General features: G+C 49.2%; 13 protein-coding genes. 3 read left to right on the top strand and 10 right to left on the bottom strand.

Annotated features, from left to right (window positions below; all coding sequences use genetic code 11):
- Positions 1 to 9: 9 nt before the first annotated feature.
- From H6F88_RS28770 to H6F88_RS28805, 8 genes are all read right to left on the bottom strand, one after another.
- Positions 10 to 1,458, bottom strand: coding sequence for an ATP-dependent DNA helicase RecQ (locus H6F88_RS28770; protein WP_190646234.1), 1,449 nt, complete (start codon positions 1,456 to 1,458; stop codon positions 10 to 12).
- Between the two features lie 66 nt (positions 1,459 to 1,524).
- Positions 1,525 to 2,079, bottom strand: a complete 555-nt coding sequence (locus H6F88_RS28775; protein WP_190646235.1) for a 5-formyltetrahydrofolate cyclo-ligase — start codon at positions 2,077 to 2,079, stop codon at positions 1,525 to 1,527.
- Between the two features lie 93 nt (positions 2,080 to 2,172).
- Positions 2,173 to 2,622: a hypothetical protein gene (locus H6F88_RS28780; protein ID WP_190646236.1), complete on the bottom strand. Its 450-nt coding sequence runs from the start codon at positions 2,620 to 2,622 to the stop codon at positions 2,173 to 2,175.
- Positions 2,623 to 2,766: 144 nt separating this feature from the next.
- Positions 2,767 to 3,711 carry a GDP-L-fucose synthase gene (locus tag H6F88_RS28785; protein WP_190646237.1) on the bottom strand — a complete coding sequence of 315 codons (945 nt, stop codon included), beginning with the start codon at positions 3,709 to 3,711 and terminating at the stop codon, positions 2,767 to 2,769.
- 71 nt (positions 3,712 to 3,782) lie between these two features.
- Positions 3,783 to 4,856, bottom strand: coding sequence for a GDP-mannose 4,6-dehydratase (gene gmd, locus H6F88_RS28790; RefSeq protein WP_190646238.1), 1,074 nt, complete (start codon positions 4,854 to 4,856; stop codon positions 3,783 to 3,785).
- A 344-nt stretch (positions 4,857 to 5,200) separates the two neighbouring features.
- Positions 5,201 to 6,040 (bottom strand): metal ABC transporter permease, encoded by an 840-nt coding sequence (locus tag H6F88_RS28795; protein WP_190646239.1) that lies wholly within the window; start codon positions 6,038 to 6,040, stop codon positions 5,201 to 5,203.
- A 74-nt stretch (positions 6,041 to 6,114) separates the two neighbouring features.
- Positions 6,115 to 6,957 carry a metal ABC transporter ATP-binding protein gene (locus tag H6F88_RS28800; RefSeq protein ID WP_190646240.1) on the bottom strand — a complete coding sequence of 281 codons (843 nt, stop codon included), beginning with the start codon at positions 6,955 to 6,957 and terminating at the stop codon, positions 6,115 to 6,117.
- A 19-nt stretch (positions 6,958 to 6,976) separates the two neighbouring features.
- Positions 6,977 to 8,035: a zinc ABC transporter substrate-binding protein gene (locus tag H6F88_RS28805; RefSeq protein ID WP_190646241.1), complete on the bottom strand. Its 1,059-nt coding sequence runs from the start codon at positions 8,033 to 8,035 to the stop codon at positions 6,977 to 6,979.
- A gap of 69 nt (positions 8,036 to 8,104) precedes the next feature.
- Here H6F88_RS28805 and H6F88_RS34220 point away from each other — a divergent pair, with 69 nt between their 5' ends.
- Positions 8,105 to 8,227: a hypothetical protein gene (locus tag H6F88_RS34220; protein ID WP_277881941.1), complete on the top strand. Its 123-nt coding sequence runs from the start codon at positions 8,105 to 8,107 to the stop codon at positions 8,225 to 8,227.
- Positions 8,228 to 8,387: 160 nt separating this feature from the next.
- Positions 8,388 to 10,997: a bifunctional aconitate hydratase 2/2-methylisocitrate dehydratase gene (acnB, locus tag H6F88_RS28810; RefSeq protein WP_190646242.1), complete on the top strand. Its 2,610-nt coding sequence runs from the start codon at positions 8,388 to 8,390 to the stop codon at positions 10,995 to 10,997.
- A 78-nt stretch (positions 10,998 to 11,075) separates the two neighbouring features.
- Here acnB and H6F88_RS28815 read toward each other — a convergent pair whose 3' ends face one another.
- Positions 11,076 to 11,636 (bottom strand): hypothetical protein, encoded by a 561-nt coding sequence (locus tag H6F88_RS28815; protein WP_190646243.1) that lies wholly within the window; start codon positions 11,634 to 11,636, stop codon positions 11,076 to 11,078.
- Between the two features lie 284 nt (positions 11,637 to 11,920).
- Here H6F88_RS28815 and H6F88_RS28820 point away from each other — a divergent pair, with 284 nt between their 5' ends.
- On the top strand, positions 11,921 to 12,514 hold the full coding sequence (locus H6F88_RS28820) for a MarC family protein (RefSeq protein ID WP_190646244.1): 594 nt from the start codon (positions 11,921 to 11,923) through the stop codon (positions 12,512 to 12,514).
- A 67-nt stretch (positions 12,515 to 12,581) separates the two neighbouring features.
- On the opposite strand, the gene H6F88_RS28825 is transcribed toward H6F88_RS28820, so the two are convergent.
- Positions 12,582 to 14,393, bottom strand: a complete 1,812-nt coding sequence (locus tag H6F88_RS28825) for a nucleoside transporter C-terminal domain-containing protein (protein ID WP_190646245.1) — start codon at positions 14,391 to 14,393, stop codon at positions 12,582 to 12,584.
- Positions 14,394 to 14,486: the final 93 nt, after the last annotated feature.

The raw sequence follows: 14,486 nt of genomic DNA on the forward strand, positions 1-14,486 counted from the left end.
TACCTAAGTTTAGGTTGGAGGACAGCGATCGCAATGTCCACAGCGTAAAATATTCGCTTCTGTGCCAAAACCGAAAGCTTGCAGCAAAAATTTCCAACGACATTCTGAGGTTGTCAAATATTGCTGCATTTGCTGTGCTGCATTTGCCTGATCGCAGGTTTGACGAGCAGGGGAGGCATGAATCCTGTAGCGAAATGGGTCTTGCCACTCTAGCTGTCCACTACTGTGGAGCATCGCCAGTGCGATCGCCCCATCTTTAAACTGGCGCGATACTTCTTTAACGTCTCCCTCGACGGGTAGCTGCTGAGCAAGCTGCTGAGCTTTTTTTTGGAGCGATCGCACTCTATCTTGAAAAAAGCGCTGCCGCTGTCGATCCTCAGGATCGAGCCATCCTGTCGGTTCACTCACCAGCGTTAGTGTTTCAGCGGGTAAGCCGTCTCTTCCTGCCCGTCCAACTTCCTGCACATACTCAGATAGCAGCGCTGGTGCATGAAAGTGAACGACCCAACGTACGTCTGGTTTGTTGATTCCCATTCCAAAAGCAGACGTACAAACCACAAATCTGATTTCATCTTTTAACCAGGCAGATTCAATTGCGCGGCGCTCTTCAGGGCTAAGTCCAGCATGATAAGCAGCTGTCTTGTACCCCTTCTCCGCTAACCAATCTGCCAAACTTTCGCTATCTTGCCGAGTGCGAACGTAAACCAACCCTGCTTGTGGTGATCTAGCTTGAACGAACTTGAGTAAAGACTGACGACGCCCTTTGGGTGTCCAGGCAATTTGAACAGCTAAATGAAGGTTTGAGCGGTAAGGATTAAGTCGAAAAATTTGAGGATGTTGGAGCTGCAAAACCTGTTGGATAATCTGTTGCGCTTGAGGATCAGCCGTTGCTGTGAAAGCAGCAATGCCGATCTGGGTTCCCGCAGGCTTTGATTGCAAAAGAGCCGAGCGGACTGTCCCCAAACGGCGATAGGCGGGGCGAAATGTGTCTCCCCACTGCACCAAGCAGTGAGCTTCATCTAAAATCAATCCGTTTATTTTTAGATTGGGCTGACATAAACGCTCCCATACTGCTTCACTCAGTAGTGTTTCAGGCGAAAGGTAGAGTAGCCGCAGTTTTTGTCGTTCGAGTGCCCAAAGAGTCTGACGGCGTTGATGGGTCGGAAGTTCGCTATGCAGCAGGGCCGCTGACAGCTGACGCTGCTGTAGGTCTTGCACCTGGTTTTCCATCAACGCGACCAAAGGCGATACTACGAGCGTGACTCCTGTTCGCATTAGAGCCGGAAGTTGAAAGCAAATTGACTTGCCGCCGCCCGTAGGCATTACGACTAGAGCGTCTTGGTGGGCTAACAGCGTATGCACAATTTCACCCTGAGGAGGGCGAAAGTCCTGATAACCCCAAACTTTTTGAAATGTGGCGCGAACACGGTTCCAGGCGGTCTGTTCTGAGAGGTGCATGATTGGGTTGCAAGTTAGTCGCAAGCTGTGTTCCCAGAATTCCCGCTTTTTTCCTCTGGGCAACCGCTATAAAAATAAACCTGCTTCTGTACAAATTCCGTGCAGGGGACGGTCCCAAGGGTCAACTGGCAGTTTGGGGAGGCGAGCAAACTCAAAGACGACACCAACAGTTGGTTTGTGTAGCCAGCCAGGTTGGCTCAACATGCGATCATAAAAACCGCCTCCGTAGCCTAAACGATATCCGCGTACGTCACATGCCACAGCAGGTACTAGAATCAGATCGACTTGCTCTGGTTGCAAAAGTGGCGTACTGGGGTGAGGTTCTAGGATGCCATAAGCTCCAGGTTGGGGAGGAGGGAGCCGATGATGAGGCGACCAGTAATGCCAGGATAAATTGCGATCGCTGCAACGGGGAAACCCCCATTGCTGAGATGTCGTAAACAAAGGGGCTAGGTCAGGTTCCTGACGAAAACTGAAATAGGCCAAGATGGTTTGCGATCGCCTAAATATTTCAGAAGCTTCTAAATGACAACAAAGCCGCTCGCTCTTTTCTCTCCAAACATCAGGATGCATCGCCTGTCTGGCTTTGAGGAGCGATCGCCGTAACTCAGCCTTCTCCATGCAAATTCAACCGTACACTTAACTCCAACATTTAAACTGACAGAATTTACACCCCCATCACCTGGGAAAGAGGCTTCAAGCTCTTTGTTTGCCCTAAATAATTTTCAGATGCTGCTTAATCGCTGCTGCAACTTTATCCATTAAGTGTTGATCCCGCTTCAGATCCAGTAGAGGCGCACTTTGCCAATCATAAAACCATACTGGCTTTCGTCGTTTCTCTTCTGGTTCAGTTACATACCTCGGAAACACATGGGCGTGTAGTGCTGCTTCGCTGTTACCCAGAATTTCGTAATTAATGCGAATTGCACCCGTTACTTCAAGCAACGCATCTCCCAAAATTGTCATGTCTTGTAAAAAGCTAATGCGCTGCTCCATTGGCAAAGCATTCAGATCGGGCACAACTGGGTCGGGCAACAAAAGGGAGTAACCCCGCAAAAATTGAATATCGCCAAGCACTACCCAACCTGATGGAACCCGACAAATTACTGTTGGATTAACTCCCTGACGTGCTTCCTCGACTCGACGATGAATAAGAGTAGACATCTTAAGCTCTAATTGCTTTGATTATCAAACTTAAGTGGAACGGCATAGCAACATTTTAGAAGTTGTTTTGATCGCTGATTTCTAAAGTAAAGCGAGAGCGTTGGCAGTACCAACACTCTCGCTTTGAAAATTTTGACTTTGCTGTTATGCAGCGTGCTGCCGATACCAGTCAATGGTGTTTTTCAAGCCTTGCTTGAAATCAACCTGAGCAGTGAAGCCGAAAGCTTGCTTTGCTCGTTCAGTATCCAGACAGCGGCGAGGTTGACCGTTGGGTTGGTCAGTTTCCCAGACAATTTCGCCGTCAAATTCCATTAGCTCGCAAATTAGAGTAATCAAATCGCGGATGGAAATTTCGTAGCCTGTGCCCAAATTGACAGGTTCAGAATCACTGTAAAGCTGAGTGCCCATGACAATGCCTCTGGCAGCGTCTTCTGAGTAAAGAAACTCACGAGTCGGGCTGCCGTCACCCCAAACGGGAAGCTGTTTGTCGCCACGCTGCTGGGCCTCGTGAACTTTACGAATTAGCGCTGGAATGACGTGGGAACTGCGAGGATCAAAGTTATCTTCAGGTCCATACAGATTGACTGGAAGTAGATAAATTCCGTCAAAGTTGTACTGTTGTCGATAGGCTTGAAGCTGCACTAGCAAAGCCTTTTTAGCAATTCCGTAAGGAGCATTGGTTTCTTCTGGATAACCATTCCAGATGTCGTCTTCCTTAAACGGAACTGGGGTGAACTTGGGGTAAGCGCAGATTGTGCCAACGCAGACAAATTTTTCTACGCCTGCTTCATAGGATGCATGAATCAACTGCGTTCCCATGATCAAGTTGTCATAAAACAGTTCAGCAGGCTTTTCGCGGTTTAGACCAATGCCACCGACGTGAGCTGCCAGGTGAATTATGATGTCCTGCTGATCGACGGCTCTTTTACAGTTTTCTAAGGTGCGGAGGTCACAGTCGCGCGATCGCACAACGGTGATTTTCTCCAGGTCGGCGCCAGCCTGACCGAGTTGAGCAATCACCTGGCGACCTAGAAAACCCGCCCCGCCCGTGACCAGAATTCGCTTATGCTCAAGGTTCAAAGTTGCCATAGTTGAAATTACCTTTGTCAGGTGGGGCAAGGTGAGCTTGCCCTTCTATAGTGAGGACAGTGAGACGAGAATTAAACGTTGCTCAGTTCTTGCCGGATCGTGGCATTTTCTAGAGCAGCATGAGATGCATTGCTATTACTGGAAGTTAGACCCAGTGCCTTCAGGTCTGCCTCTACCATTAGTTGAACCAGTTGCTCAAAGGTAACGGAAGGCTCCCAGCCCAATTTTTGCTTAGCTTTGGTTGGATCACCAATCAGCAAGTCTACTTCTGCAGGACGTAGATAGCGCTCGTCAAATTCGACGTAGTTCTGCCAATCTAAGTTGACGTAATTAAAGGCGATATCCAAGAATTCACGGATTGAGTAGGTTTCGCCTGTGGCAACAACGTAATCATCGGGTTGGTCCTGCTGAAGCATCAACCACATTGCTCGAACGTAGTCTTTGGCATAGCCCCAGTCACGCTTGGAGTCGAGGTTGCCCATATAAATCTTCTTCTGGCGACCTGCAATGATACGGGCGATTGCTCGGGTAATTTTGCGGGTAACAAAGGTTTCGCCGCGACGAGGTGACTCGTGGTTAAACAGGATGCCATTAGAAGCGAACATCCCGTAAGACTCACGGTAGTTTACGGTTTGCCAGTGTGCGTAGACTTTGGCGCAGGCATAAGGGCTGCGGGGATAGAAAGGAGTGGTTTCCTTTTGGGGAACTTCCTGAACCTTCCCATACATTTCAGAGGAACCTGCCTGATAAAACCGCACTTCAATGCCAGTGCGATGGCGATAGTCTCTGATTGCTTCTAGTAAACGAAGCGTCCCCATGCCTACTGCATCTGCGGTGTATTCAGGGGAATCAAAACTAACTCGAACGTGGGACTGTGCGCCCAAGTTGTAAATTTCTGCCGGCTTAACCTCTTCTAGAATTCGCCGCATTGTTGCGCCGTCTGTAAGGTCACCGTAGTGAAGGAACAGCCGAGCCTGGTCGTTGTGAGGGTCTTCGTAAATGTGATCAATCCGGTCGGTGTTGAACGTAGAAGTTCGCCGGATGATGCCATGAACTTCGTAGCCCTTCTCCAACAAAAGCTCACTTAAATAAGAACCATCTTGACCTGTAATGCCGGTGATCAGTGCTCGTTTCTGTTGCGTCATCCTCAGTAATTCCTTGTGAGTTGAGTGGATGGAGGTAGCAAGGGCAGACCGCGATCGCCATCAGCTAACCACCACTAGAAATCAGCTCTAACATCTGAATTTATTTCCAGATAACACCTGGATTTATCTCCAGAGGTAGAGAAATGCTCAGATTGCTTCACTAACGTTAACCCGAAACTTTTCGCGAAACATCAAGAAACTGTATATTCTCTGCAAAGAATCTCAATGTTCCTCCTACTGATCAAACGGGTTTTGTTCGCTTTAAATACACCAGAGCATGGTGACATTTAGGCAGGGTTTAACTGCAATGCCAACCGGAGTATGCCCCTCATCACTTACTTCTTTCACTGTTTCTTTAGGATTTCCGAATTTTTTCGATTTAACTTTGAAAATCCTAGAAAAGTCAGGAAGAGCGTGAACTGTACGAGGACAATGCTGGGGCCAGAGGCAAAATCAAAAATGCCAGATACCAGCATTCCAGTGATGCTGCTCAAGACTCCCAAGATTAAGGAGAGCCATAGAAATTTTGTAAATCGCTGACTGATGAGTTTAGCGGTTGAAGCAGGAATGACCAAGAATGCATTTACAAGCAAAATGCCAACGGCTTTGATGGAAACTGCGACTGCCAGGGATAGCAGGATGACAAACAAATAACGGTGTAGCTGGACGGAAACGCCCTGAACTTTGGCGATCGCCTGATTTAAAGTCAAGAGAATCTGCTGATCCAGTGTCAGAAGCAGAAAAATACTGCTACCCAGAAGCAGCAGAGCGGTCAGAATCAGATCTGCGCCGTTAACCGCCAAAATGTCGCCAAATAGAACACCCATCAAGTTGCCCCGATAGCCCTGGATGAAACTGGTAAGAATGACTCCAATCGCCAGTGCGCCTGATAGCACAATGCTCAGTACGTTGTCGCTCCAGAGGTCAGTTTGGTCAATCAGGTAAAGCACGACCAGCCCGAAGACCAGGGTAAAAGGCAGCAGCATTGAATTGAGCGGAAGCTGTAGCAGTACTCCCAATGCAATTCCAACTAGAGCGGCATGACCGACGGCATGACTGAAAAAGGATAGTTGCCGCAGGGTAACAAAGCAACCCAACAGTCCCCCCAGTAGCCCAAGCAGAATTCCTCCAGCGATCGCCCGCTGCATGAAGGGAAATTGGAGGAGTTCGATCAGGTTTTCCATAGGGGAGAGGGGATTTTAGTTTTTTGAATTGAAGTAAGCGGTGACCTCTTCACCGCTTACTTCAATTCAGGAATTTAATGATGATGCTGATAGCGGCTAAAGGAAGGACCATAAGCATCTAGCAGATTTTGGGGGGAGAGGGCTTCTTCGGGCTGCCCTTGGCAGACGAGGCGACGGTTGAGACAGAGGACGCGATCGCAGTGGTGGCTTACCATGTCTAGATCGTGGGAGACTTGCAGCACTGTCCAACCATGTTCTCGCTTGAGCTGATTGAGCAGAGTGTAAAAGTCTGCTTCTCCCTGCAAGTCTACGCCTGCCAGTGCTTCGTCAAGGACTAGGAGCCGTCGAGACATGACCAGACAATGGGCTAATAAAACTCGTTTGAGTTGCCCACCGCTAAGGTTACCGATCGCTCGATTGCGAAGGTGATAGATATCGACTCGCTCCATTGCTTGGGCGATCGCAGGTGCTTTTCTAGGGTTAGTTTTCCAGGGTAAGGTAATTCGCCACTGAGGAAAAACGGGCAGTTGAGCTGAATTGCTCAGATTATGATCAACCCAGCCCAAGCCAACTAACTCACTTACAGATAGGGGAAAGCCCCGGTCAAATACAAAGTTTTGAGGGATGTAGCCAATCTGGTAACGCAAATTACCCAGACGACTGAGCGGACATCCCAAGATTTGAACCGCGCCTTCAAATGGCAATAAGCCTAAAATGGCTTGAACCAGAGTACTTTTACCTGCACCGTTGGGCCCGACAATCGCAGTATTGGTGCCTACCGGAAGCTCAAAGGAAACGTCTTCAACGGCGGCGTAAGTTCCCTGGTAAACAGTCAGGTTTTCAACTTTGAGAACAGGTGTAATTTCCTTGGGGTGGGAGCTTGGGGCGATCGCAGCATCAGGGGGGTCAGAGTTCATCACACCAATTCATTGAAATTCATTGAAACGCAGTTTCGAGGATTTTCAGGTTTTCGCTCATTGCAGTGAAGTAGTACTGCGGATCTAGTTCACCAGACTCTAGGGAATCTAAAGTCTGCAATTCTATACCTAAATCTTGGGAGAGACTTTGCAGTAGTCTATTATCTACTCCTGGTTCACCAAATAAGGCTTTGACATCATATTCTTTTACGACTTCAACAGTCCGCTGAATGTCTGTAGGGGAAAGGCTGTCTTCAGGAATCGCAACGATCGCCACCTGTTGTAAATTATACCGCTGCGCCAGGTAGGGGAAAGCGTCGTGAAAGCTAATGAAGGTGCGATCGCTATAGGTTCCCAAGCGCTGCTCAAATTCAGCATTTAGTGCCTGCAATTCCTCAATATAAGCGGTTGCGTTTGCCTCGTAGATTTCGGCATTGTTGGGGTCTGCTTCAACTAAACCATCTCGAATGGTTTCCACCTGTTGGATAGCCAGTACGGGATCAAGCCAGACATGAGGATTTTCAGCATGAGTGTGAGTTTCCCCCGATGATTCAGCTTCGTGAGCCTGTTCATCCTCTGCATGTTCTTCGCTAGTTGTTGCAGCCTCCTCATCGTGACCGTGTTCATCTTCGTTATGCCCGTGTGCTTCCTCAACTTCTCCACCCGGAAAAACAACTGGAGATAATTCTCCAACTGGATCGATATTTTCGCTGGCGTTGATTACAGCCAGGTCAGAGTTTTGAGCGCTGTCAATTGTGCTGTCCAGGAACTCTTCCATGCTCAAGCCGTTTTGTACCAGCACGTCTGCTTCGGCGATCGCCCGGACATTGTCGGGGGTGGACTGATATTCATGCACCTCTGTTCCAGGCTGGATTAAGACTTCCACATCTGCTGCATCTCCAGCTACCGCTTTTGTAAATAGATACATCGGCAAGAATGTTGCCAGAACTTGCAGTTTTTCATCTGAAGCTTCAGTAGTGACATCTGGTGATTGAGCATCAGGAGCAGAAGTACTACATCCAGCGGCAACGGGTAGTAGTAGCAGGGCAATCAGCAGCCGACGCAAAATTGGGTGCATGACGCAGATCTCCTTTAACAGGTTTGGGGGGTAACGCAAAACGAGAATGATCTCAATTTCTTTTTGAGAATGAATCTTATTCTATTACGCTCTGCCAAAATTCTGCCAGATGCGGGTGGATTGAAGCTGTGCGATCGCAAAAAACGTAAATCTGGCTGCAATCCCAGTCAATGGTGCAGCACGTTACCGTAGGAATATATGCTTGAGATTAAAAATGATGAAGTTGAGGCAGGGGCGGTGAGGTAGAGCGGAACGGGCAGCAAGTGCTGGAGTTTAACTGCTGCGAACCGAATTGCAGCCTAAAAAATTTCAACTATTTTTGATGTCTTAATCGTGTCTGGAGAATCTTGAAATGCTGGAATCTTACCGTCAACAAGTTGCAGAGAGAGCGGCGCTGGGTATTCCACCGTTACCGTTGACTGCTGAACAAACGGCCGAGCTATGTAAATTACTAAAGTCTCCACCGGCAGATGAGGGAGAAACACTGCTGGAACTGCTGCGCGATCGCATTCCTCCGGGGGTTGATCAGGCGGCGTATGTGAAGGCGGCATTTTTGACAGCGATCGCCAAGGGTGAAGCGACTAGTCCGCTCGTCTCTCCGGTGCAGGCAGTGGAATTGCTGGGAACGATGATGGGTGGCTATAACGTGCAATCGTTGATTGATTTGCTGAAGGTAGAAGATGCCGAGATTGCAGGCGCGGCAGCGATCGCCCTGAGCAAAACCCTACTGGTTTACGATGCTTTCCATGATGTGGAGGAGCTAGCCGAAAGCAATTCTTATGCTAAGCAAGTAATCGAGTCGTGGGCAGCAGCAGATTGGTTTACCAGTCGCCCATCTTTGCCCGAGGAAATTACCGTCACGGTTTTTAAGGTACCTGGAGAAACCAATACAGATGACCTTTCTCCTGCCGTTCACGCGACAACTCGTCCCGACATTCCGCTTCATGCGCTGGCAATGCTGGAGTCGCGAACGCCCGGTGGGTTAGAAACCCTTGCTGAGCTAAAGCAAAAGGGACATCCGGTTGCCTATGTGGGCGATGTCGTGGGTACAGGTTCTTCCCGTAAGTCGGCGATCAACTCGGTGCTATGGCACATTGGGCAAGACATTCCGTTTGTGCCAAACAAGCGATCGGGTGGATTTATCCTGGGAGGGGCGATCGCTCCCATCTTCTTTAACACTGCTGAAGACTCGGGTGCGTTACCCATTGAGTGTGACGTCAGCCAAATGGAAACAGGCATGGTGATCACGATCCATCCTTATAAAGGCGAAATCACCAACGAAGCTGGAGAAGTAATTTCTACATTCAAACTCAAGCCAGAAACAATTCTGGACGAAGTTCGTGCAGGTGGACGTATTCCACTGCTGATCGGACGCACTCTTACCGACAAAGTTCGAACTGGGTTGGGACTAGAGCCAAGCCCAGTGTTTACCCGCCCCAGCATTCCGGCAAGCTCCAGTAAGGGCTTCACCCTGGCGCAAAAGATGGTTGGCAAAGCATGTGGTCTACCTGGCGTCCGTCCAGGCACATCTTGCGAACCGTTGATGACAACCGTAGGTTCCCAAGACACTACTGGTCCTATGACTCGCGACGAGCTAAAAGAGCTTGCCTGTTTAGGGTTCAGTGCTGACCTAGTCATGCAAAGCTTTTGTCACACTGCTGCCTATCCTAAACCCGTCGATTTGCTGACCCACAAAGATCTGCCTGATTTCTTTGCCGCGCGAGGGGGCGTTGCCCTACGTCCTGGTGACGGCATCATTCACTCATGGCTCAATCGAATGCTGTTACCCGACACTGTAGGGACAGGTGGCGACTCTCATACCCGATTCCCGCTTGGCATTTCTTTCCCTGCCGGGTCAGGACTAGTTGCCTTTGCTGCTGCTCTGGGTGTAATGCCCTTAGACATGCCCGAATCTGTCCTCGTTCGGTTTAAGGGTGAACTGCAACCTGGCGTAACCCTACGGGATCTAGTCAACGCCATTCCCTATGTGGCAATGCAGAAAGGGTTGCTTACCGTCGAGAAGCAAAACAAGAAAAACATCTTCTCTGGACGCATTATGGAAATCGAAGGGCTGCCCAATCTGAAGCTAGAGCAAGCCTTCGAGCTAACCGACGCAACTGCCGAACGTTCCTGCGCTGGATGCACGATTAAACTCAGTCCTGACACGGTAGCAGAATACATCCGCTCAAATGTTGCTTTGCTGAAGAATATGGTGGCACGGGGCTATCAGGATGCCCGCACTATTCTGCGTCGAGTCGCCAAGATGGAAGCATGGCTGGCAAATCCGGTACTAATGAAAGCCGATGCTGATGCAGAATACGCTGAGATTATTGAGATTGACCTAAACCAGATCAAAGAGCCCATCATAGCGGCCCCCAACGATCCAGATAACGTAAAGTTGCTGTCAGAGGTGGCAGGCGATCCGGTTCAGGAAGTCTTCATCGGCTCCTGTATGACAAACATCGGGCATTATCGAGCAGCAGCAAAAGTGCTGGAAGCTCAACCTGCGGTTAATGGTCGGCTATGGATTTGCCCTCCGACTCGCATGGATGAAAGCCAACTTCGCAAAGAGGGAATTTACGAAACCTTTGAAGCAGTAAAAGCCCGAACTGAGATGCCAGGGTGTTCACTTTGTATGGGGAATCAGGCACGAGTTGAAGACGGCACAACTGTTTTTTCGACTTCAACTCGCAACTTCAATAACCGTATGGGTAAGGATGCACGGGTTTACCTTGGTTCTGCTGAGCTTGCCGCCGCTTGTGCCCTGTTGGGACGCATTCCCACAGTGGAGGAATACACGGACATTGTGGCAAACAAGCTGAATCCTTTTGCAGGCGACTTATATCGCTACCTCAACTTTGACCAGATTGCTGGTTTTGAAGATGAAGGTCGGGTAATTCCACTAGAGGAAATGCCTCGGATTGAGGACATTTTAGGAAGGCCGACTACTGCGAGTCGGTAGTTGTACAAGATTGTAGAACTTTCATTAAATAATGGGGTGAGCATTGCCCACCCCATTGTTATAGCTTCAACAGCTAAATTAATCCCGGAAGTTGCGGTCTAGCCCTCTCAACTGAGTAAGAACTCCATAAGTGTAGGCAGCATCGTCAACTCGGCTAGCAGGTAAGCGCCCTGCATCAACCGCAGCTTGAACAATGTCTTCTGGAGTGGTATCGCGCGTTCGGTAGTTGTCGGTTAGTGTAGCGTAGCTGGGAATGCCTTGATTCTGTAGGTACCCTTGACGGGCAAGACTGACAATCTCAAAAGGTGTGGGCTCATACTGGCTAACAAAGTTTCCTGTAGCTGCATAGGTGTTTTGATTGCCTTCGTTAGCAGCAGGTTGGGAGCTATCTTGAGAAGAGTTGTTTTGCTGATTTTCAGAAGAGTTGTCTTGCTGAATTTCAACGGAGGCTGGTGATCCGTCCTCGTAAGGGGTAGCGCGCTGATTCTGGTTTGAGTTCTCTAGGCTCTCCTGATCCATCTGGTTTTGCTGCATGCTGTCTGGACTTGACTGACCTGACTGGGACTGTGCTTGAGCTACGGGTATGACCGCAGTTCCCAGTAGTAGAAGTGAAAGACTGCTGATTAATAAACGTTTCATATTGAAAGCCTCTTAGCAAAAAACGACAAAAGCCTGTTGGGTGGGAATTAGGGATAGGCAGTAGCCGTCCTTCTCCATACCTGTAATGTTATCTAGATTACAAAGGATCGAAATTCATCAATAGAGATAAAAGTCTGTATAAAATTTGTCAAAAATCTATTTATTCAGGCTGAGGTTTACTGAAATAGAATTGGCAGAGCCTTTCGGATTTTCTTCTGCTGAATGGATGGCAATCTGGCAGCACTCAAGATACTGTTGAGGGGAAATTCCTTGAGCTTCTATCTGTGGACATCTCAATTCTGGTTAGAACTTTTGTCGCGGTTTTTGTGCTGGCAGATGCACTGGGTAATGCACCGATTTTTTTGGCGCTTACTAAGGGAATGGAAATAGATGAAAGAAACCGGGTTGTCGATCGCGCTACGTTCGTCGCTACTGCTGTAATTCTGGGATTTGCTTTTGCAGGACAAGCGATTTTGGATTATCTGCATATCAGTATTGCCTCTTTGCAAGTTGCGGGAGGTTTGCTGCTGCTGCTGGTGGCGCTGGATATGCTGAAAGGTGAGATGGATGAGCCTGTGATAGAGCAGGGGCGCGATGTTGCGATTACGCCGTTAGCATTGCCGCTGCTGGCAGGTCCAGGAACGCTGACAACAGTGATGCTGATGATGTCGGAATCGCAGGCGGCTCAGTTAAGCGTAGTAGCGGGAATCGTGGCGGCAATGGCTGTCACCTGGTTCATTGTGCGTCAGTCTTCCCGAATCGATAAATGGATGGGGGCTGAAGGCGCAATTATTGTTACCAAGATTTTGGGTTTTTTGTTGGCGGCTTTGGCGGTAGAGATCGGCAGTGCCGGAATTCGAGAGCTCTTTTTAGTTTGATGAGAGAGGGGGCGATCGCCCCCTCTCTCATCAGCTTTGGTTGACTACCACCCAAAATCCCAGTTCATCAACGAGTCGGTGAAGGAGACGGAGATGGTGAAGTCCGTAGTGGTGTTGGGCTATCTACCGGAGAAGGGCTAGTTGTTGGGGCGGTAGGTGGAGCAGCTTGACCAGCAGGAACTTGACCAGCAGGAGCCGTTGGGCTAGGGGAGGGAATTTCTGCCTCAGGTGATTCGGCTTCAGTTGGAACAGGAGAGGCGTCTGGGCTCTCTTCCTCCAGGCTTTCCTTTGGCGTTTCTTCAGGGCTGGGCGACGGAGCAGTTAGGGGAGCCGCTTCAGGGGCAGGTGCGCCTAGAATGCCAGAATAATCACCCGTGTCAAAAACACCAGCGACGCAGGCGATCATTAGGGTTGCCAACGTCCCAATAAACAGAGCTTTCCAGCCGAGTTCTGAAATGTCTTTGCGGCGAGAGGGAATTAGGGCGGTTGTGCCGCCTACAAAGATGCCAACTGAAGCCAGGTGAGCAAAACCGGATAGGGCATAACTGACAATCAGGACAGCGCGATCGCTAATGATTCTTTCGCCTACCGGCAAAGCTGCTGCTGCACCCAAAGCTTGATAAGGCGGGATAGCAGTTTCAAACAAGCGTCGCCCGATGATCACCGAGGATTCCCATAGCTCTTGCCAACTGAGAGAGACGCCTGTTAGCGCCGTCAGTGGCAAAAACAAAGCGCCTAAAATATTCGCCAAAGAGACAACGCTAAAGAAGCGACCAATCGGTTGTAAGGCAGCAATCTCAGACTCCTGCAAACTTGCCAATCCAACAAAAAGTTGATTGACCAGATAAACCAGTCCCAGAATCAGAATCAGGACAGCGGCGATCGAAACTGCCATTCTGACTCCATCTAACGCACCTAAAATGGCGGCGTCCAAGGGGCTAACACGCTCAATCGATTCTCCAGCAACCGTTTCCCTAGGGGCATCTTGAAAGTCGGCTTCCTCGACCCGCTCATCTACTGGGTCAGGACTATGTCTCAAAGCCCGTTCATCTGGAATACCACCTGCCGTCAGAGGAATTTCTGTCTCTGGCACCAGAATCTTTGATAGGACAAAGCAGGCAGGAATTGCCATGATGGACGCCGAAACCAGGTGTCCCAAAATATTGGGGAAGACAGGTCTGAGGAAGTTGACGTAAATTGCCAGGGTTGACGAAGCGGCTGTGCCAAAGCAACAGGCAAGAATGGCACAAAGCTCACTGCGCGTCATTTTGGGCAGAAACGGTTTGACAACGATCGCCGCTTCAATTCCAACAAAAATATTGGCGGCACCGCTTAGAGCTTCGGCACCACTCAGCCGCATCACCGAGTAAAAGATTTTGGCAAAAATATTAGTAATAAATTGAATAACCCCCAAGTTGTAGAGCAAGCCTACAAAACCAGAGAAGAAGATAACTGCGGGTAAAGCCCGAAAGGCAAAAACATAGCCAAGTCTGATACCACAAAATCCAGGAATGACTTCTCCGGCTGTATTGGGCGCACAAACGCCGCCCGCAGCAAGCGGTGAAAGCAAAATGGGTTGAATTGGGTTATTGCGAGGTGGCTCTGGCACCAAGTTTCTACCAAACACAAATTGCGCTCCGTAGTCGGCTGCATCTAGCACGACGTTGAGGAGGTTGCTAAAGCCCTGAAGAATAAGCCGGGTGAGTGGAAACTGAAAGACTAAAAAGCCCAGAACAAGCTGCAAGAGAATTCCCATGATCACCAGTCGCCACGGGAAGACCTTGAAACTGCGATTTTCAGAAAATAACCAGGCGATCGCACACAATACAAAGATCCCAATCAGGGAGATCACCCTGAGAATGAGAAGATTGTCTGTCATAGAGGTCATCCTTCCTGTGGAGAGGTGAGGCTACAAGATTATCCGAGACTTGAACTCTAGCCTTGAATGAGCAGGCAATGTAAAACTGAGAAC

Source organism: Oculatella sp. FACHB-28 (assembly GCF_014696015.1).
Lineage (GTDB): Bacteria > Cyanobacteriota > Cyanobacteriia > Elainellales > Elainellaceae > JAAUTN01.